Genomic DNA, 18,452 nt, shown 5'->3' on the forward strand with positions numbered 1-18,452 from the left:
ACAAATGATATTTTAAATGTTATAATAAATTGTTTACAGAAATAAATTCTATTTTTATTTATATAAATCGATGAATTTAAAATGAAGGAGGTAAAAAGATGGCCAAGACTTCAATGATTGTCAAACAAAAACGGGAACAAAAGTTCAAAGTCAGAGAGTACACCCGCTGTGAACGCTGCGGCAGACCGCATTCCGTGATTCGGAAGTTTAAATTGTGCCGCATCTGCTTCCGTGAGCTTGCTTACAAAGGGCATATCCCCGGCGTTAAAAAAGCAAGCTGGTAAGAACGACTTCGTCAGCCTTTTTAAGAGGCTGGCTTTTTTGATTTAGGCTCTGTTGAATTTTAATGTTGATATTGCATGAAAATAGAGGAAATCCTATGATTAGGGTTTCCTCTATACTTGTTCAACTAACGTCTCTGTTAGCTGGATAAGAACTATTGAATCAGTTGCTCATTATACACACTCATTGAGTGTACATTCTCTTTTAATAGGTTATCAATGATTTGCTTTATTACATTTGGTTCTCGTAAGTCTTCGTTCTCAAATGTTACAAGGTCACTTACTTTTATCCACTTGCAGTCTGAAATTTCATCTTCTTCGAGCTTGATAGAACCTCCGGTAACTTCACCAATAAAATGAAATAAAATAACTTGATTCTTCGTCCTGCTGATAAAATTATATACACCAGCAGCCGCAATCAGTTTTATGTCCAATCCAGTTTCCTCTTTAACTTCTCTTCGAGCTGAATGGAGAATGTCCTCTCCATATTCGATACGTCCACCCGGAAAGTTCCACTTATGAACGGCGGTAGGCTTATTCTCTTTTATCATCAAGACTTTATCATCCCGTAAGATTGATACACTGGCTACTAAAACAATTCCATTTTGCGACATCCATTTCTCCTTCATTTTCATTGGTTTGACTGGCTTCTTCTTTCATGAATCTGCTTTGTTCATTGAAAGCTCTCAACGCTTTGCTCACCTTGAGAATCAAACCGAACTCTTGTTCTGTTTTTATTATATCTGGTATAAGCATCAAACATCAATATAAGCGCTCATGAGCCGTCACTGTTCAATATTTGAACAAACCCGTTTGTTCCGTCGATTCGGATGTAGGCGCCGTCTTCTATGATGTCTGTCGCTTTGTCAATTCCGACGACCGCAGGAATGCCGTATTCCCTTGCCACTACTGAACCATGAGTCATCATGCCGCCCACCTCCGTAATCAGTCCAACCGCTGAAGTAAAAAGCGGAGTCCAGCCCGGATCAGTATACGGCGCCACTAAGATGTCCCCTTGATTCAGCTTCGCGTCTTCAGGGCTCTTCACAACTCTGGCGGTCCCTTCAATGATGCCCGCAGAAACCGGTGTCCCTGTGAGAGCTCCTTCGGGACTTTTTGCATTTCGCAGCCTCCCTGTGATGATCTCCCCTTCACTTGTCATCACGCGGGGGGATGTGAGCTTTTGATTGGACATATGCTGCCGTTTTCTGTCTGTTAACCATTCCGGAATATTCCCGATGCTGCGATTCTCCAATAGCGCGATAAGCTCTTCAAGCGTCAAGTAAAAAACATCGTCTTCACAATTGAGGATTCCTTTTTCAACGAGGTGGCGGGCTTCTTTAAGAATGGCTTTTTTGTATAAAAACATCAATTTTACAAGTGTAAATTTATGATGCTCCCGCATTCCCATCAGGCTTCGATACATATGAACGAGCCGGGAGATTCTCTTTTTTTCCGTGAAACGAAATTGAGAGATGATTTCCTTTTTTGCTTCTTCCGCTTCCATTTCGCCTTGTTTAAATTTCCTCCTGTGTTCCCCTTGGGCAGTCGTCCGAATATGGCTGAGTATGGACGGAACGAGCTGAACCGGAGCCTCTGCCCATCTTGGCCTTGTCATATCGATTTCTCCCACGCACCGCATCCCGTACTTTTTGAGATAACCATCTAAACTCGCCTTCAATTCGGCGCCGCCGGGGATTTTGAGCAATTCTTCCATAAAGTTTTCGCTGTCTGCACGCTTGAAATAGTCAATGACTTCAGGATACTTCCTTGCTTGATCGGAAAGATCCCCCAACTCAAGACCCATTTCCGTTGTGACATTATGAGGCAGGGATTTATACAATTTCCCCAGTAAAATAGCGCTTTTTTCGTCCCCCAGCTTTTTTTTCAGCTTTTTTTCGAGCGCTCCGGCTGCAATCATTCCGCTGAAGACATATACAGCGACTTTTGAAAGCACGTCTTGGAACATCCTTTCCATTCCTTTTTGGATGACGCGGATCGTCTCAGCACCGGAAGTCCGGCTAAGCTTCTCCTCGGTGTCCGTCACGATCGCTTCAATGATCAATTCCGCTTTTTTCTCGGCTTTATCGGGGTTTTTCATCAGCAGGATTCCGACAACCTTTAATGCTGCCGGAATCAAAATCGGCATCAATCTCCCGGCAATATGAAACATGCCTTTTATCGAAATGGAATTAAACTGTTGTTCTTTGCGCTTGACTGCCTCCGATACAGCAGATGCCATCAGCTGATCCATACCATTTAATACTTTAAGCAGCCGGCTTCGGGCGGATCTGAGGGAAAGAGCACCCGTAATATCGGCGAACACTCTTCCTCCCGCTTCGCGAAGAATCGGCTGTGCCGAAGGGTCTTTTTTTAAAAATCGGAGAACTTGGCTGATCACCGATACACCCAATGGTTTCATTGGATCGGTCATCATTTGGATATAGCCAAAATTAATCAATACATGCGGCTTATCATCAAAAACGTGTACGGCCGGGTATAGGGATGTGATCGGCCGGCTTTGAAGAATGTAAAAGCTGCCGCCGGCAAAAGCCCATTCTATATCCTGTTCCTTACCGTAGTGAGCCTCGATTCTGCGCCCCAGTTCTGCCAATTCGACGATTTTTGGATCCGGCAAAGCCTGTGTTTGTTGTTCTTCCGGAGAGAGGGTTTTCTGAACGGTTCCTCCTTCTGGAACGGAGTAAATGGCCGATTCCTTCTTCGAAAGTTGTTTTTTGACGATTTCACCTGACTGAACCTGATACAGATCAGCGCTCACAATTCCGGACACCAACGCTTCACCCAAGCCGAAGCTGGCATCGATGGAAACCGTTTTGCGGTGCCCCGTGATCGGGTCCGCAGTGAACATAATACCGGACACCTCGGGAAAAACCATCTCTTGCACGACAACTGCAAGAAAAACAGAGCGGTGATCGAAACCGTTTTTCGCGCGGTAGGAAATCGCCCTGTCCGTAAACAGAGAGGACCAGCATTGTTTTACCGCATCAAGAAGCTGATCTTTTCCGCAGACATTCAAAAAGGTATCCTGCTGCCCCGCAAATGAAGCTGTCGGCAGGTCTTCTGCCGTAGCACTGGAGCGGACAGCATAGGCTTTATCTTTGCCGGTCGTATCAACGCCTTCCAGTATCGCCGATTTGATCTCGTCAGGTATGGGAATCTGGGCAAGATGCTCGCGAATCTGCTGCCCCGCAATCCGAATCTGTTCCAGATCATCATGCTTGAGCTGTCCAAGCTGGTCGAGCAGGCTGTCGATGATGCCGCTTGTTTGTATGAACGCGCGATAGGCGGCAGTTGATATGCAAAACCCCTCGGGAACGGGAAAACCCGCTTTTGTCATTTCCCCGAGGTTCGCCCCCTTTCCGCCGACATAGGGCAAAGCAAATTGATCGATTTCATTGAAATACAGCACATATTTCTCCATTCTATCCTCTCCTTAGAGCCGCTTTTTGAAATTCCACGCCTCATTTTGGACGATTGATTTTGCCCTGGCCGGACTTTCAACACACTTTGTCTTATGAGGCATGCTTTTTCATACACAAATATTGAACACTGTGTTGATTAATATTCATCATGTTTATTATAATTGCACAAAAGGCGAATGCAATGAACAATCAATCAGCAAATGTTAAGTTCTCAACACAAACATGGACATTGTTGATTTTCATGGACCTCGGGAGGATTTGTATGACTGGACAAAAAAAAGACCGCAGGGTAAAGCGCACGAAAAAAATGATTAGAGACGCACTTTCTGAACTGATGAAAAATAAAACGTTTGAAGAGATATCCGTCACGGACATTACAACGAAAGCCGATATTAACCGCGGCACGTTTTACTTGCATTACGAAGATAAATACGATTTGCTGAAACAAAGCGAGGAGGAAATTATCCAAGAGATCAGTAACATTGCTAAACGCTCGATTCACTCAATGGACATATTAAATCAGGATGTGATTGATCATCCGCTAACGTTTGTCGTCGATATTTTTCAATATATAAGAGAAAACGAGGTTTTTATGAAGGCAATTTTAGGCCCGAAAGGCCCGGGTTCTTTCCGTTTGAAATTCAAATCGGTTTTGAGCATCAATTTAAAACGGCTGAAAAAAGCGATCAAGGCGGATCCGATCGTACCGGAGGACTACTTGATTTCCTATATAACCGGCGCTCATATCAGCGTCATGCAGCAATGGCTGGAAAACGGCATGAAAGAGACGCCGCATGATATGGCGCTCATTTTATCAAAAATAACTGGGATGGGCCCTGCATACGCGGCAGGACTGAGAAAAAAATGACAGGCTTTCAGGAAGAGGGATAACCCTCTTTTTTGCTTTTTTCGTGGTATGTATAAGAAATCAAAAATAATCCAAAATATAGTGAAAAAGGTGGTGAGACCATGCAGAAGAAAGGCATTCAAAACAGCAGCCTCGAGCAGCTGAAAAACGACCACGAAACAGAAAGCGCATTCCAGCAGGATAACAAAAGCAATAAACAGCAACAAAACAGGAATGCTTTAAAATAAGCTGAAAGGTGTGGAAACGAAATGAAGCATGTAAGAGCATTGTGTTTAAAATTTATTGTGAGCCTTGTCCTCTTATATGTGGTGCTAACTCTGTTTTTTGGCGTTCCATTTGGCGAAATGTTTGTTTTGACATTGTTTTTAGGTGTGATCTCCTATCTGATCGGAGATCTTCTTCTTCTGCCGAGAACAAACAATACAACTGCAACAATGGGAGACTTTGGCCTTTCCCTCGTATTGATCTGGGCGATTCTCGCCATGCAAAATAATCCGCCGTATGGTTCGCTTGCTGCAGCTTCAATCGTGTCAGCAATCGGCGTCACAGTGTTCGAATATTTCTTCCACCGCTATATGGAAGCCAACGTTTTGGGCGAAACGGAAAACGAAAAACGGGAAAAGCCAGGCTCATTGCAGTATCAAAGTGAAGCATCGGAAGAACTTTACCCGGTTACCCCATCTAAAAAACAGGACGAAGACTAAGCACAAAAACCTGCCGATCGGCAGGTTTTTTACTTTTTATGCCCCGAGGTATTTTTTCCTCATTTAAAGGAATATCGATCTTTTTCACGAATTGATAATAAAAAAGTGAGGAGGGCTAAAAATATGACACATCGCGCACTAAAGCATTTAGATTATCACAACTGGGCGAATCAAAGGGTGCTCAGCCACCTGAAAAGCCTGCCTGAAGAGCTGTTCACCCGGGAAATCCAAAGCGTTTTTCAATCTGTATCTGAGGTCGTTACCCATATGTGCGTGGCCGACGCCTTGTGGCTGAAAGTAATATCCGGAGCCGCTTACGAGGAAGCAAAGGAAACCGGCATGCGGCTGAAAGAAATGTTAAAGGGAAAAAAGATTGATGACTTCGTCTCCATTTTTCAAGACACGGCGCTTCAATATGAAACGTTTTTTGAAAATCTTGAAGACCCCGATGGTGAAATCACGATTGCACATCCGGCATTCGGCGAAATCAAAACGCCTGTTAGCGAACTCCTTCATCACGTGGTCAATCACGGCACGTACCACAGAGGCAACATTTCAGCGATGCTGAGGCAAATGGGTGAAGCGGGTGTGCCGACTGACTATGTTTATTATTTATTAAGCATGAAGCAGCCGACATAAATAAAAAACCCTTGTTCCGCTTTTGGAACAAGGGTTTCACAATTAAAATGATGCTGCAAGTTTTTTAGCTTCTGCTAAGCCGTTTTCAATGATTTTTTGAGCGTCGTCAGGAACAGCGTTGTGTCCTTCGATGACAACGGTATGCAGGTCTTGAACACCGAAGAAGCCCATGACGGTTTTCATGTAGTTCAATGACATTTCCATTGCAGCCATCGGTCCTTCAGAATAGAAGCCGCCTCTGGCATTTAACAGAGCAACCTTCTTGTCTCCCATCAGGCCTTTAGGTCCTTCAGGAGTGTATGTAAACGTCACTCCTGCGCGGGACAAGTAGTCCACATAAGTGTGAAGTACAGCTGGAACAGCAAAGTTCCACAATGGGAAAGCAAAAACAACTTTATCGGCTTTGACGAATTCGTCCAAGTAACGGTCCGCTACAGCTGCAGCTGCTTTTTCTTCCTCGTTCAATTCCATGCCTTTTCCTGCTTTAAATGTCCCGTTAATAGCATTTCTGCCCAGGTACGGCGGGTTTTCTTTGTAAAGATCAAGCTCTACAATTTCATCGTTTGGATGATTTTCTTTATAGCTGTTAAGAAACGCATCATAAAGTTTTACAGATACAGCTTCTTCAGCAGTACGGTCATTAGCTTTAACAAACAATACTTTAGACATTCTATTTTCCTCCCGTGCTAACGTTTCAATATTTACTTACAAATAGTATGTTACTTTCTTTTAAATAGAAAGTCAACTCATTTATTTTGATGCCAAAAGATGTTTCTATCAAAAAAGCCCTGTTCATATTTGATAAAAAACAAACGATTGCTCATATCAGCAAGAACTTTCGTTCGGATAATACAACATTATTTAAGTTCAAGCATAAAACATTATATTATGTAGCATATTTATGCGTGGTAGGAATATGCTGCGAAGCAAATAAAAAAGTTTTCGTTTAGGTTACAATGGCACATCTCATTAGGAACATTTATATCGATAACAATATACAAACCAAGTGATACTTGCACTTAGTAAAGACAACGCAATCAGTGCGGTTAGATAACTATACGTTTGCCAAACTAGAAATGACCTCCAACTAGCCCCAAATATTGTGGGGAGGATTAGGCATAGGATACCTATAAAAATTGTAGTCACAAGCCAAAAAGCTATGAGTATCAATCTCTTTTTCGTTAACGGTAATTTCCTATTCTGTTTCTTTCTACGCACCCCTACAAAGAAAAATAGAATTGCTAGTAATGTTAGAGCAATTGTAGCGGAAGATAGGGCGATATCGGAAATCTGCATCAAACTCATTTGATAGCTTTGGGAGATGTTTCCGTCTAAAATATCCTTAATATTATATAACATATCAATATTTGTACTGGCACTATTGGATAATAGAGAGATACCTAGCTGTTCTTCTGGGAATAAGAATATATTTGTTGCAAACGTTGGATTACCACCTGCGTGTTGGATGAATGTCTGATCTGCATTCACGACCCACCCCGCCCCATAGTACAGTTCATCCACAGCCGCAACAGACCTATTGCCCTCATGTGATTTTGCAATCAGCCCTTGAAAGATTTCCGGAATATCTTCAACAATTCCCAATTGAATTCCCATCCAACGGGCTATGTCTTGAGAGGACGAAAACAGATACCCAGCAGGTGTGTTTCCTCTAAATTCCGGTGCATCATATGGCAGCGTCATGAAAAAAGCGGAACGATAGCCCTGTGCCAACTGACCTGTCGCTTGTACCTTACCTCTATTCGCATAAGTTTCATACAACCCCAGTGGTCGAAATACTTGTTCTTCCATAAAATCCTCAAAGCTTTGCCCCGATACGGTTTCTATCACCAAGCCCAGCACATCATAATTTACCGTCCCATATTCATATCTTTCGCCAGGTGGAAATACCACTTCGGCATCTATTAACATTTCAACGGTCTTTTGCAACATATCTGGTGTATTTCCCTCTGGGATATGCTGAGTATGATACCTATTGATTAACCCTGTAGTATGATGAAGGAAATGATTCAAAGTAACACTCTGCATGTCAACGGGCTGTCCCTGATATCGCAATGAGAACCAAGGTAAATACTCTACAACCGAATCGTCCATAGACAAAAATCCCTGCTCTTCCAAAAGTAAAATTCCTAAAGCAGTAAAAGCTTTGCTGACGGAGGCTAACTCCCATATGGTGTTTTCATTGGTCAAAATCCCTTCCTCAGAGTTTGCATAGCCGGATGAAAAGAAATAGGTATCATCCCTTGATTGTATTGAAACTGACATGCCCGGTGTGCCAGATATACGCCTAGCATCTTCTAATAATGATTGGATTGCAACAGACTCTTCCTCTGTCAATGCATAGGCTGAGGTGTTAAATCCAACAAACAACATAAATACTGTGATTATTGTTATAATTATCATCTTACTTCCCATGAGACACCCCCAGTAATAAAATATTGACTCGCTATCTGTGATCATGATGCCACTATATTTTTTCATTTCAAAGCAGACACATTATACCGATTATACAAGGGAAAAGGTTATTTCTGAATATGTAATGAGATTAATAAAATGGAAAAAGATAGATTAAGTTATGGCGCAGTACGTAAAAACTATTACCTTATCTTTGATAAACATAATAGAGAAATTTACATATTAAACATGATTATATGTAAATCTCCTTATTTTTCTGCTAATGTAAAAGACTTTGATAGGTGTATATTCAATGCTTTCATGTCTACAATCCATCAAGCAATTGTTTCTTCGTTTTATATCCAGATATTATACTTTATCGGCGTTCTGTCTCTCACTCAACATCGATTATGCCCCTATGACAATATGTCCGCAAGAATTTTATTGCAGCAAGAATTTCATTGCAGAATTTGATACTTTTTTCTCCCTCTCTAATAGTTGATATGATAAGGATATTACACAATATCACAACACATCATGCGATAATAACATTGAACAAATAAAGATTTATTTTGCACCCCCCCTACAACTCCAATACAAATCGTAATATGATATTAACCGTAACAAAGATATAGACAGAAACTTAGCAAGCGAGAAAATAAAAATGAGAAAGAGCGATGTATGAAGAGCTATTTTTTTAAAAAACAACATTGCATATCGTGATATTTATTTTGTGAGAATAGCCATACTAAAACCTTTCTACATGCGAAAAATCACTTCATAAGCTGTCTTTGAAAGGAATTATTTAAAAATACTCCCATACAACTAAATACAGAAGTTTGAAACTACTACATTCATGAATGGAAACCTAAGATGACTTGTTTCAAGCGAGACATACAAGCAGTCTCTAAACATTGGAGTTGATAAAACAGCGAGCAGTATTGACCGTAAAAGCTGTTATGTAGACTAATGATTGTAAAAACAATCTACTATATATCGCCATGATGGAAGCCTATTCCAGAGCGATTGATAAGCGCCGAGATACCGAATACGAACGGTTAGCGAGATAAATAGAAATAGTGCTTCATTTTTCACAATGGAAGTGAGTGCATGGAGAAGTTATGAAAAACTGCCGAAGTGACACCGCTTCCGCAAGCGGCAGCAAAAGCGAGCAAGTGGAAGCGGTGTGCGTGTCGTTGCGTAGCAACGACACCATTCTACCTCTCCATATCTAACAGGGAGGTAGGAAATAGAGAATAATAGTATGGAATCCGTTGATACGGTAAGGGAAATGATGTCCTGTGCTGGAATTTTGTGGCGGACATATCAAGGAATTGGATAAAAAAGGTGATAAAAAAAGACTTTTATATCAGATTGATGGAAGAAACAAAGAGATTTGACTTAGGCATGTAGATTCTTTTAAACAACTAACACTGGATATATCTTGTGAAGAAAAATGATATACAAAAAGCTACGTTTCAAAGATACCTAGAAGCGTCAGGGATTATTAGAAAGTTATTCGGAAATATTCAGTTAAAAGATATGAATGACATTGCTGTGCAAAGAAAAATTGATGAATACGCAAAGAAGCGTTCTCACAGTACCACTCGCAGCTTGTTAATAAAAGTCAAAATGGCACTTCGTGACGCTTACGCTCGTGGTTATCTCACGAATGATTTCGCAGAACTTGTCAAACCTCGTGGGAAAGAGTTATCGAAACGAAACAAAGCGTTATCCATTACGGACTTCCAAAAGCTAAGAACATATCTACTAGCACACACAGAGGAAGAATTTCATGTACTCGTCTTAGTAGCTTTAGAAACAGGTATGCGAAGAGGAGAATTGGGTTAACGTAGACACCTTCTTGATGAAGTGAGTCTGCAAAACGTAAAGTTGTGTCGCGATCTGGAAGAATAATTGGAATAATAGGTGATTCACTATGTAATACATTAAGACCTATTTGTTGAATGCCGTCTCTTAAGTACTTTTCGTTTTCGTGTAACTTTTCCTGGATGTCCGGATTTTTCTCTAGAATATCAATAGCTGCAATTAAACCTCCGATAACTGATAAATGTTTTATTGTGTCGAGTACTTGACTCCCCGTCGACAGTTGTAGGACATCTCTTTTAACAAACAGAGCCATAGAAAAAAGCACCCTGTTTTTGCGGGTGCTTATTTTGAATCCTGCTCCTCATCAAGACGTTCGTAAGCATATGAACGCTTTTGATCCATCGTTTCTCTGTTTGTCAAATCCTTCATTTGCCGTGTAAATTGCTCGTCATATCCTTCCCCCTCTTGATTTCTTTTTTCTGTTTCAGCTTGAGTCTCCGCGGTTTTTCTTACATATGGAACGGCTTCGAGGCGCTCATATGGTATTTCTTGACCTGTTGCTTCACATATTCCGTATGTGCCGTCTTCCAATCGCTTGAGGGCGTCTTCCACTTCTTTTAATAAATTTCTGTCCGTCTGCCGGAAGGTCTGCTCTCTCATTCGTTCAAAATAAACGCTGGCATGGTCAGCCTGATGATTGTCAACTCCGTTTGAAAGCTCGCCCGTTTCTTCCGCCATCGACTGATCTGTTCCTTCTGCAGGGGAAAGGCTTTGTTTTAAGTCAATTAATTTATGGTAGAGATGGTCTTTTTGTTTTTGTGTTAATGGCATGGCTGATCCTCCTCCTTTCTTCTTCCTTTCCCGATTTCGTGGGAGAAAAACCCGCCTTTCCAAAATAAAAAGGCCGTTCAGACGCGGGCAAGCGGTGAACAGCCTTTACGGTTTATGCACATAAGTATTTTGATAACAGCGCTTGAATTTCAAGCATGTCGGTATCCTTCGTAAATTCCAGGTCAAAGATTTTGCTGCTGGTCATCAGAGAAAGAGAACTGTCTGGATTGAACATGCTGACTTCTCTAATCGCAAAGCCTTCAATCGATCTGTATGGCAGAAAGACGCGGACTTTCTTTTTGGAAAACAGTTTATTATCAAAAAAAATAATCCGCTTGTTCGTAAAACAAATTTGATCTATCCTCAGTCTGCAAACCGATTCAATTTTTTCTCCTTCTATGAGCAGCGGTTCAAATTTTTTGCCGTCTGCTGTCTTGCTTGCTGAAAAAACGCCCAATCAAAACCCCTCTTTCTGTGTGTCCAATTTATGTTTATGCACAAGGCAAAGTATGCTGTATGTTACTAATAAGGATACGATAACCCTGATTTATAAACAATTACGAGCAGATTACATTTCTTTAACGCTATATGTTTGTTTTTACTATCAATTAATACGCCCGGCGGACGCGGGAGGTTTCAACTTTTTATCAGTTTTTTCAGCTTATTTTTCGTTTGCTACCAATCAAAAGGTGGATAACGGATAAAACAAAAAACCGCAGCAGGATGTTCTTCCTCTGCGGTTCTCTTCTGACTATTATGCCTGATATGCACATATCAGGCACTTGCTTCTGCTTCGGTCAAGCAACTGATTCAGTCAGCCGATTTTTTATGAATGCGTGCGGGTGTATGTTCAACTCCCATTCATTGCTGTTGATGACCCGTGCAAATTGATTCAGGCTTTTACTTCTTCAAAGTACTCTTTGTAATAGCCGCCGACTTTGTTTGTATTATCGATGATAAACAGAAACTCTTCCGTTTCGTTTTTGACCTCGTATACGTTGCCTACGGTCAGCGCTCTGTTGACGATGTACTTTTTGGCATCGGTATGTATGCACTTTACTTTTTTAATGGTGTTATTGTTCTGCCATTTTTCGTGAATCATGCGGATGTCTCCTTTTTCATACGTGTATAGTTTCCATTGTAGCGTTTTTTCGCCGAAATGCAATGCGATCTGGAGGCGAATGTGATTTTAAAGAGCATGGATATTGATTTGGTTTCATTCCCTGTTATAGAATGGTGGTGTATAGTTCCAAAATCAGAAATATATCCCTCTTTCATCCGCGCAATGACCAAATCAAAAGACAAACCAGCACCAAGACAACTCACCCGAAGACAGACCAAAATTTCAAAGGAGGTTTGTTTGACAAACATGAGTTCATTAACAATGCAGGTTAGTAAAAAGCTGGAGTCATTTTTGCAGGGAACAAAGAAGCTCTATATTAACGGGGAATTTGTAGCCAGCGCCTCAAACAAAACGTTTGAGACCCCAAACCCGGCGACTGGTGAAACGCTCGCCACCTTATATGAAGCAGGTCCCGAGGATGTGGACAAAGCGGTAAAAGCCGCGCGGGAAGCTTTTGACCGCGGTGAGTGGCGGACGATGAACCCGGCCGAAAGAAGCCGGCTGATGTACAAACTCGCCGATCTGATGGAGGAACACAAAACGGAACTGGCTCAGCTTGAAACGCTGGATAACGGGAAGCCGATCAGCGAAACGACCGCAGGCGATATTCCGCTGTCAATTGAACATATGCGCTATTATGCCGGCTGGGCGACGAAAATAACCGGACAGACGATTCCTGTTAACGGACCTTATTTTAACTATACACGACATGAGCCTGTCGGAGTTGTCGGGCAAATTATCCCTTGGAACTTCCCGCTTCTGATGGCCATGTGGAAAATGGGAGCCGCTCTTGCAGCCGGCTGTACGGTTGTCTTAAAACCGGCGGAACAAACGCCGCTTTCCGCTCTGTATTTGGCGGAACTGATCGATGAAGCAGGCTTCCCGAAAGGCGTCATCAACATCATTCCTGGCTTCGGTGAGACAGCCGGAGAATCTCTGACCGATCATGCCCTTGTCGACAAACTGGCATTCACAGGGTCAACGGAAATCGGCAAAAAAATTATGGAGAAAGCGGCCAAATCGGTTAAACGGGTGACCCTTGAACTCGGCGGAAAGTCGCCGAATATCATCCTTCCTGACGCCGATCTGAAGAAAGCGATTCCAGGCGCACTAACCGGCGTTATGTTCAATCAAGGCCAAGTGTGCTGTGCGGGATCGCGCGTGTTCATCCATAAAGACCAATATGACAAAGTCGTCGATGAAATGGCCGCATATTCCAAGTCGCTCCGCCAGGGTGCGGGCCTTCATGAAGACACGCAAATGGGACCGCTTGTCAGCAAAGATCAGCACGAACGCGTCCTCTCGTATATTGAAAAAGGACGTCAGGAGGGTGCGAAAATCGCAGCCGGCGGAACATGCCCTTATGAGCAGGGATACTTTGTTTCTCCGACTGTATTCACCAATGTCGAAGACGAGATGACAATAGCAAAAGAAGAAATCTTCGGTCCTGTTTTGGCGGCGATCCCTTATGAAACGGTAGATGAAGTCATCGAACGGGCCAATCGCAGCGAATACGGCCTTGCTGCTGGCGTATGGACGGAAAATTTGAAAAACGCCCACTATATCGCCGACCGTCTGCAAGCCGGTACCGTTTGGGTCAACTGCTATAATGCCTTTGACGCCGCATCCCCATTCGGCGGCTACAAACAGTCGGGACTCGGACGTGAAATGGGCTCATACGCTCTGGATAACTATACAGAAGTAAAAAGCGTCTGGATTCATACAGGCGAATAACGCACGATATGAGTTTCTGCAGCCGCCCTGTCGATCAGGGCGGTTTTCTTTTTTATAGAAATAAACATTTATAGACACATATGGTAAAATGGATGATAGTTTAAGTCGAATGGAATGATAGAATCGTGTTTTCTTCCTCTCTTGGCAAAACCCTCTGGAATCAAAAAAGTTTTAGATACATATGGGCATCACAAACAGCACAGGCTGTCGGGTCGATTTTGATGACGATCATCGTCATGGTCGATGTGTTTAAGGAAACGAACTCTGTATTCGGATCGGGTCTGGTCTTGGCTTTATCCTCGTTCGGCAGTGTATTAGGCGGTGCGATGGCTTCTTTTGCTATTCAGCGCCTCGACCTGCTTCAAACAGCGGCTTGTTCAACATGGTTCAGAGCGGTCTGCGCATTATGCATCGGCTTATGCCAATCGCTGGGCTTACCCTCTTATATCATATATATGCTGCTGTTTTTGCAAAGCTTTGTCGGTTCCTGGTATTCCCCCGCACAGTTAGGTTTACTGTATCAAGCGATTAAAAAGCGCGATTACGTGGCGGCTTCGGGAAGCATCGTAACGGTCAACCAGTTTGTTCAGGCAGCAGGCTGGGGGCTCGGCGGCTATTTAACCGTTTTGGCCCAAACTCACACGCTGACATTGTTTACAGCAGGACTCTTTTTCGTATCAGGACTTTTAATCAAATTGCCGGATTTGAAAACAGCGGTTATCCCTCGTCAAAAAACCCGCACACAATCAGTCTGGCGCACTGTATCCAGGAAGAAAACCGTTTTGCTGCTTACGATGATGGACATGTCAGAAGGTTTAGCAAATGCGGTCTGGACTTCCGCCGTTTTGCTGGCTTTTACGAAAGAGGTGCTAAATAAAGGGGAGGCTTGGTGGGGATTCATCAATGCCGGTTATTTTTTGGGAGCGATTTTGGGCGGCATTCTCGCTGTGCTCTTTTCCAACCAGCTCAAAAAAAGGCTTGGCCTCATGATTGTCTTGGGTTCTGTTTCAATGGGAATCACAACGCTTTTATTCGCCTATTCGTCAAATCCCCTCCTTTCGGTCATCCTCTGTATCATGATGGGTCCGCTTTATCAAGTAAGAGACGTCAGCCAGACGGTTATCCTTCAAGATACGTTGACAGATGAAGAGCGCGCACCGGTCACCGCCGCCAAAAATACTATTTTGACTGCATGGTCTGTCTTAACAATCGCCATTATGGGGGCTTTGGCGGACTTGATCGGGGTGCAAAGCGTATTTATCGCTGCCGCTGTATTATATGCCGGAACAGCCGCTGTCACATTTTTCGTGCGGGATGTGAGAACGTACAGCCAGTCTGCAAGGCAAATAGAACGATGAAGCTGCTGTGGATATTCGATGACAATGGCGCTGATTGCCGGCGGCATTTACAGCCGTTCAGCAAAGATTGAAAAATAAAAATGAACAAAGCGGCGCTCAGTAGAATAACATGCTGCGCGCCCTCTGATTCAGCGGGATATCAGCTCTTCGTATTCCCGCTTCAATATCCCCATAATGATTTCATCTGAGTACTGTTTATTCATATAAAGAGCATCCCTGACAGTACCTTCCCTTTTAAATCCGGCTTTTTCATATGCTTTCAGCGCGCGCTTATTGTGTGAAAAGACTTCGAGCTGAAGGCGGTTAAGATCGAGCATTTCGAATGCAAACTGCATGGCCAGCCGCACCGCTTCAGGACCATAGCCTTTGTTCAAATAAGCGGGGCTGTGCAAAGCGATTCTAAACCCTGCTTTTCGATTCGTCCGGTCGATGTCAATGATGGACAGATCGCCTATCAAGCGATCGTCCTCCTTTAAGCAGACGGCAAAATCATAGCGCGTCTCGTCGCTTGTGATTCTCTCGTAGTGCTCATAAAGGTCTTCCATCGTAAATTCGCGCGTCGTGCCCGTCATATATCTGATGTCTTCATTTTGAACAGCTTTGTAAAAGCTCTCCATATCCCCTTTTTCAACAGGTCTGAGATAAACCTTGCGGCACTCGAACATCGAACGCTCCTCCCCTGCTACTTTTGATACGCAGCAAACCAATGGTATGGCTGTATTTCCTTTAAAGATTTATAAAGCAGACGCCCATCCGGTACAGTTACAGCTGCTTTAAGATTTGGCCCCCAATAAAAAAGTCTTTCCTGGCATACCCCGCACGGCGTTAATACCTTGCATTCGGAATGTTCATCATCTCTCACGACACAAACAGAGTGCGTAATTTTTGCCTGATATTTATGGGCTTCGAGAATGGCACCCGTTTCAATGCATAAATCGGTTGAAGCGTTGATTACTTCCGGCGCTACGCTCGTCAAGATTCTCCCGTCTTCGGTATACATGGCGGCTGCCCCGCCCCATCCGGTCGGATACCTCTTTTTGATCAATTCGACTGCGGTGTCATACAGCATCTGTTCAATATTCATTCAGCAACATCCCCCAAACATTGTTTCTAAGGTCTCTCTTTTTACAATACCTGATAATGGAACAGAGGTAAACGAAGATATTCATGATTTCCTGATCATGCTCACGCATGCCCGCGCTGACGAATGCCTCTGTATGCTCATCACATATTCAAAATCGCTGTTCTTCTGTTTTCATCCGGTTGGCATGACACATTTCCGAAATGAATACAGTAAAATGAAGGAGATGAGAAGATTGCGTTCTTTACTAGAAGACGTGAAAGCTTTCAGACAAAAGACGCTCGCAAAGCTTCAAAATAGACAGAGACCTGATGGGTCATGGCGGTTTTGTTTTGAAGGGCCCGTGATGACAGACAGCTTTTTCATTTTGATGCTGACCTCACTTGGCGATCAGGACTCTTCTCTCATCACAAGTCTTGCTGAACGAATCCGTTCGAAGCAGAGCGGAGACGGTGCGTTTCGCAATCATCCGGATGAAACGGCAGGCAATTTGACCGCGACAGTCCAGGGCTATACCGGGATGCTGGCTTCGGGGCTCTATGACCGGAGAGATGCGCATATGCAGAAAGCCGAGGCGTTTATTAAGGCAACAGGCGGTTTGAAGAATGTGCACTTTATGACGAAGTGGATGCTCGCTGCCAACGGGCTGTATCCATGGCCGAGAGCCTATATTCCGCTTTCGTTTTTACTGATCCCGCCCTATTTCCCGCTTCATTTTTACCATTTCAGCACATACGCAAGAATTCATTTTGTCCCGATGGCCATTACGTTTAATCGACGATTCTCTTTAAAAAACAACCAAATCGGCTCGCTTCGGCATCTGGATGAAGCCATGTCAAAAAATCCTCTCGAATGGCTGAACATCCGCTCTTTTGACGAGAGAACCTTCTATTCTTTCAATCTGCAATGGAAACAGCTCTTTCAATGGCCGGCTTATGTTCATCAGCTCGGATTTGAAGCGGGCAAAAAATATATGCTGGACAGAATCGAAGAAGACGGAACACTATACAGCTATGCGAGCGCGACCATGTTCATGATTTACAGCCTGCTAGCGATGGGAATATCAAAAAACGCCCCCGTTGTTAAAAAAGCAGTCGGCGGAATCAAAAGCCTTATTTCCTCATGCGGAGAGGAAGGCTTCCATTTGGAAAACTCAACTTCCACTGTCTGGGACACCGCGCTCATCAGCTTTGCCATACAGGAATCCGGAATACCTGAACAACATTCTTCCATCTCATCGGCAGCGGACTACCTTCTCAAAAGACAGCATGTGAAAAAAGCGGACTGGGCGGTCTCAAACCCTCAAGCGGCACCGGGAGGGTGGGGTTTTTCGCACATCAATACAAACAATCCCGATTTGGACGATACCGCTGCGGCATTAAAAGCAATTCCGTATCAAAGGCGTCCGGCTGCCTGGAACCGGGGGCTCACCTGGCTTATATCAATGCAAAACAAGGATGGGGGGTTTTCAGCATTTGAAAAAAACGTTGACCATCCGCTCATCCGAAATCTGCCGCTCGAATCTGCCGCTGACGCAGCAGTCGATCCGTCAACGGCAGACTTGACTGGGCGCATTCTTCATCTGCTCGGACTTAAAGAGCGGTTGACAGATGACCATCCCGCAGTCAGACGCGCTCTAAGGTGGCTTGATCACCATCAGGAAGCTGACGGTTCGTGGTATGGCAGATGGGGCGTCTGCTTTATTTACGGGACATGGGCCGCACTCACCGGAATGAAAGCCGTCGGAATTTCCCACAATCACTCGTCTGTCAGAAAAGCGGTCTCCTGGCTTAAATCGATCCAGCTTGAAGACGGAAGCTGGGGAGAATCTTGCAAAAGCTGGGAAGCGAAGCGTTTTGTCCCTCTTCACTTTGGAACAGTTGTTCAATCTTCATGGGCGCTGGAGGCGCTTTTGCAATATGAGCGTCCGGATGACCCTAAGATCTTAAAAGGGATTCGTTTTCTCACCGATGATCACGAAAGCTCGCCTGAGCGACTCGAATACCCGACGGGAATCGGGCTGCCGAAACAATTCTACATCCGCTATCACAGTTATCCTTTTGTGTTTTCATTGCTCGCTTCAAGCGCATTTATTAAAAAAGCGGAAATGAGGGAGACATATTGAATGCTTACAAAGAAAAAATAGCG

The 18,452-nt window shown here is 43.6% G+C and carries 19 protein-coding genes; 9 read left to right on the plus strand and 10 right to left on the minus strand.

Annotated elements, in window-relative coordinates; all coding sequences use genetic code 11:
• Window positions 1-98: 98 nt before the first annotated feature.
• Window positions 99-284, plus strand: a complete 186-nt coding sequence (locus tag ACH97_RS18915; protein WP_003182651.1) for a type Z 30S ribosomal protein S14 — start codon at window positions 99-101, stop codon at window positions 282-284.
• A gap of 152 nt (window positions 285-436) precedes the next feature.
• On the opposite strand, the gene ACH97_RS18920 is transcribed toward ACH97_RS18915, so the two are convergent.
• Window positions 437-895, minus strand: coding sequence for an NUDIX hydrolase (locus tag ACH97_RS18920; protein ID WP_020451797.1), 459 nt, complete (start codon window positions 893-895; stop codon window positions 437-439).
• Between the two features lie 161 nt (window positions 896-1,056).
• The gene (locus ACH97_RS18925; RefSeq protein WP_020451798.1) at window positions 1,057-3,723 is read right to left on the minus strand and encodes a phosphoenolpyruvate synthase; all 2,667 of its coding nucleotides are present in this window, start codon (window positions 3,721-3,723) and stop codon (window positions 1,057-1,059) included.
• Window positions 3,724-3,986: 263 nt separating this feature from the next.
• Between ACH97_RS18925 and ACH97_RS18930 the strand changes: the two genes are divergently transcribed.
• The 4 genes from ACH97_RS18930 (at window position 3,987) to ACH97_RS18945 (ending at window position 5,935) form a co-directional block, all read left to right on the plus strand.
• On the plus strand, window positions 3,987-4,592 hold the full coding sequence (locus tag ACH97_RS18930; RefSeq protein ID WP_020451799.1) for a TetR/AcrR family transcriptional regulator: 606 nt from the start codon (window positions 3,987-3,989) through the stop codon (window positions 4,590-4,592).
• Window positions 4,593-4,693: 101 nt separating this feature from the next.
• The gene (locus ACH97_RS18935) at window positions 4,694-4,819 is read left to right on the plus strand and encodes a hypothetical protein (protein ID WP_020451800.1); all 126 of its coding nucleotides are present in this window, start codon (window positions 4,694-4,696) and stop codon (window positions 4,817-4,819) included.
• A 21-nt stretch (window positions 4,820-4,840) separates the two neighbouring features.
• Window positions 4,841-5,296, plus strand: coding sequence for a YndM family protein (locus tag ACH97_RS18940; protein ID WP_020451801.1), 456 nt, complete (start codon window positions 4,841-4,843; stop codon window positions 5,294-5,296).
• 123 nt (window positions 5,297-5,419) lie between these two features.
• Window positions 5,420-5,935, plus strand: coding sequence for a DinB family protein (locus tag ACH97_RS18945; protein WP_020451802.1), 516 nt, complete (start codon window positions 5,420-5,422; stop codon window positions 5,933-5,935).
• A gap of 42 nt (window positions 5,936-5,977) precedes the next feature.
• On the opposite strand, the gene ACH97_RS18950 is transcribed toward ACH97_RS18945, so the two are convergent.
• Together ACH97_RS18950 and ACH97_RS18960 are read right to left on the minus strand one after the other, a co-directional pair.
• Window positions 5,978-6,604 carry an FMN-dependent NADH-azoreductase gene (locus tag ACH97_RS18950; protein ID WP_020451803.1) on the minus strand — a complete coding sequence of 209 codons (627 nt, stop codon included), beginning with the start codon at window positions 6,602-6,604 and terminating at the stop codon, window positions 5,978-5,980.
• A 300-nt stretch (window positions 6,605-6,904) separates the two neighbouring features.
• Window positions 6,905-8,368, minus strand: coding sequence for a serine hydrolase (locus ACH97_RS18960; RefSeq protein WP_031305170.1), 1,464 nt, complete (start codon window positions 8,366-8,368; stop codon window positions 6,905-6,907).
• Between the two features lie 1,425 nt (window positions 8,369-9,793).
• Here ACH97_RS18960 and ACH97_RS18965 point away from each other — a divergent pair.
• On the plus strand, window positions 9,794-10,198 hold the full coding sequence (locus ACH97_RS18965; protein WP_020451805.1) for an integrase: 405 nt from the start codon (window positions 9,794-9,796) through the stop codon (window positions 10,196-10,198).
• Here the strand turns inward: ACH97_RS18965 and ACH97_RS24120 are convergent.
• The 4 genes from ACH97_RS24120 to ACH97_RS18980 all read right to left on the minus strand — a co-directional run bounded on the left by ACH97_RS24120 (window position 10,086) and on the right by ACH97_RS18980 (window position 12,110).
• Window positions 10,086-10,490, minus strand: coding sequence for an aminotransferase class I/II-fold pyridoxal phosphate-dependent enzyme (locus ACH97_RS24120; protein ID WP_020451806.1), 405 nt, complete (start codon window positions 10,488-10,490; stop codon window positions 10,086-10,088). The genes ACH97_RS18965 and ACH97_RS24120 overlap by 113 nt on opposite strands.
• A 29-nt stretch (window positions 10,491-10,519) precedes the next feature.
• A complete protein-coding gene (locus tag ACH97_RS18970; RefSeq protein WP_048350057.1) occupies window positions 10,520-11,008 on the minus strand; it encodes a TraR/DksA family transcriptional regulator in 489 nt (162 codons plus the stop codon).
• Window positions 11,009-11,120: 112 nt separating this feature from the next.
• Entirely contained in the window at window positions 11,121-11,465 is a 345-nt protein-coding gene (locus ACH97_RS18975) for a PH domain-containing protein (protein WP_020451808.1), read from the minus strand.
• 435 nt (window positions 11,466-11,900) lie between these two features.
• Complete coding sequence (locus tag ACH97_RS18980; protein WP_020451809.1) at window positions 11,901-12,110, minus strand: DUF6501 family protein; 210 nt, start codon at window positions 12,108-12,110, stop codon at window positions 11,901-11,903.
• A gap of 267 nt (window positions 12,111-12,377) precedes the next feature.
• Between ACH97_RS18980 and ACH97_RS18985 the strand changes: the two genes are divergently transcribed.
• Together ACH97_RS18985 and ACH97_RS18990 are read left to right on the plus strand one after the other, a co-directional pair.
• A complete protein-coding gene (locus ACH97_RS18985; protein ID WP_041817449.1) occupies window positions 12,378-13,865 on the plus strand; it encodes an aldehyde dehydrogenase family protein in 1,488 nt (495 codons plus the stop codon).
• A 221-nt stretch (window positions 13,866-14,086) separates the two neighbouring features.
• Entirely contained in the window at window positions 14,087-15,223 is a 1,137-nt protein-coding gene (locus tag ACH97_RS18990) for an MFS transporter (protein WP_048350061.1), read from the plus strand.
• Between the two features lie 128 nt (window positions 15,224-15,351).
• Here the strand turns inward: ACH97_RS18990 and ACH97_RS18995 are convergent, their stop codons facing one another.
• Together ACH97_RS18995 and ACH97_RS19000 are read right to left on the minus strand one after the other, a co-directional pair.
• Window positions 15,352-15,888, minus strand: a complete 537-nt coding sequence (locus ACH97_RS18995; protein ID WP_020451812.1) for a GNAT family N-acetyltransferase — start codon at window positions 15,886-15,888, stop codon at window positions 15,352-15,354.
• A gap of 17 nt (window positions 15,889-15,905) precedes the next feature.
• Window positions 15,906-16,307 (minus strand): cytidine deaminase, encoded by a 402-nt coding sequence (locus ACH97_RS19000; RefSeq protein WP_020451813.1) that lies wholly within the window; start codon window positions 16,305-16,307, stop codon window positions 15,906-15,908.
• 223 nt (window positions 16,308-16,530) lie between these two features.
• Between ACH97_RS19000 and ACH97_RS19005 the strand changes: the two genes are divergently transcribed.
• Window positions 16,531-18,429 (plus strand): terpene cyclase/mutase family protein, encoded by a 1,899-nt coding sequence (locus tag ACH97_RS19005; RefSeq protein WP_422851024.1) that lies wholly within the window; start codon window positions 16,531-16,533, stop codon window positions 18,427-18,429.
• Window positions 18,430-18,452 lie beyond the last annotated feature (23 nt).

Origin of the sequence: Bacillus paralicheniformis (assembly GCF_001042485.2) — a bacterium.
Taxonomy (GTDB): domain Bacteria; phylum Bacillota; class Bacilli; order Bacillales; family Bacillaceae; genus Bacillus; species Bacillus paralicheniformis.

Excerpts from the sequence above, each read along its gene's own strand:
- ACH97_RS18915 (WP_003182651.1), top strand. The coding sequence starts at position 99 with ATGGCCAAGACTTCAATGATTGTCAAACAAAAACGGGAACAAAAGTTC.
- ACH97_RS18920 (WP_020451797.1), bottom strand. The coding sequence starts at position 895 with ATGTCGCAAAATGGAATTGTTTTAGTAGCCAGTGTATCAATCTTACGG.
- ACH97_RS18925 (WP_020451798.1), bottom strand. The coding sequence starts at position 3,723 with ATGGAGAAATATGTGCTGTATTTCAATGAAATCGATCAATTTGCTTTG.
- ACH97_RS18930 (WP_020451799.1), top strand. The coding sequence starts at position 3,987 with ATGACTGGACAAAAAAAAGACCGCAGGGTAAAGCGCACGAAAAAAATG.
- ACH97_RS18935 (WP_020451800.1), top strand. The coding sequence starts at position 4,694 with ATGCAGAAGAAAGGCATTCAAAACAGCAGCCTCGAGCAGCTGAAAAAC.
- ACH97_RS18940 (WP_020451801.1), top strand. The coding sequence starts at position 4,841 with ATGAAGCATGTAAGAGCATTGTGTTTAAAATTTATTGTGAGCCTTGTC.
- ACH97_RS18945 (WP_020451802.1), top strand. The coding sequence starts at position 5,420 with ATGACACATCGCGCACTAAAGCATTTAGATTATCACAACTGGGCGAAT.
- ACH97_RS18950 (WP_020451803.1), bottom strand. The coding sequence starts at position 6,604 with ATGTCTAAAGTATTGTTTGTTAAAGCTAATGACCGTACTGCTGAAGAA.
- ACH97_RS18960 (WP_031305170.1), bottom strand. The coding sequence starts at position 8,368 with ATGGGAAGTAAGATGATAATTATAACAATAATCACAGTATTTATGTTG.
- ACH97_RS24120 (WP_020451806.1), bottom strand. The coding sequence starts at position 10,490 with ATGGCTCTGTTTGTTAAAAGAGATGTCCTACAACTGTCGACGGGGAGT.
- ACH97_RS18970 (WP_048350057.1), bottom strand. The coding sequence starts at position 11,008 with ATGCCATTAACACAAAAACAAAAAGACCATCTCTACCATAAATTAATT.
- ACH97_RS18980 (WP_020451809.1), bottom strand. The coding sequence starts at position 12,110 with ATGATTCACGAAAAATGGCAGAACAATAACACCATTAAAAAAGTAAAG.
- ACH97_RS18985 (WP_041817449.1), top strand. The coding sequence starts at position 12,378 with ATGAGTTCATTAACAATGCAGGTTAGTAAAAAGCTGGAGTCATTTTTG.
- ACH97_RS18990 (WP_048350061.1), top strand. The coding sequence starts at position 14,087 with ATGACGATCATCGTCATGGTCGATGTGTTTAAGGAAACGAACTCTGTA.
- ACH97_RS18995 (WP_020451812.1), bottom strand. The coding sequence starts at position 15,888 with ATGTTCGAGTGCCGCAAGGTTTATCTCAGACCTGTTGAAAAAGGGGAT.
- ACH97_RS19000 (WP_020451813.1), bottom strand. The coding sequence starts at position 16,307 with ATGAATATTGAACAGATGCTGTATGACACCGCAGTCGAATTGATCAAA.
- ACH97_RS19005 (WP_422851024.1), top strand. The coding sequence starts at position 16,531 with ATGAGAAGATTGCGTTCTTTACTAGAAGACGTGAAAGCTTTCAGACAA.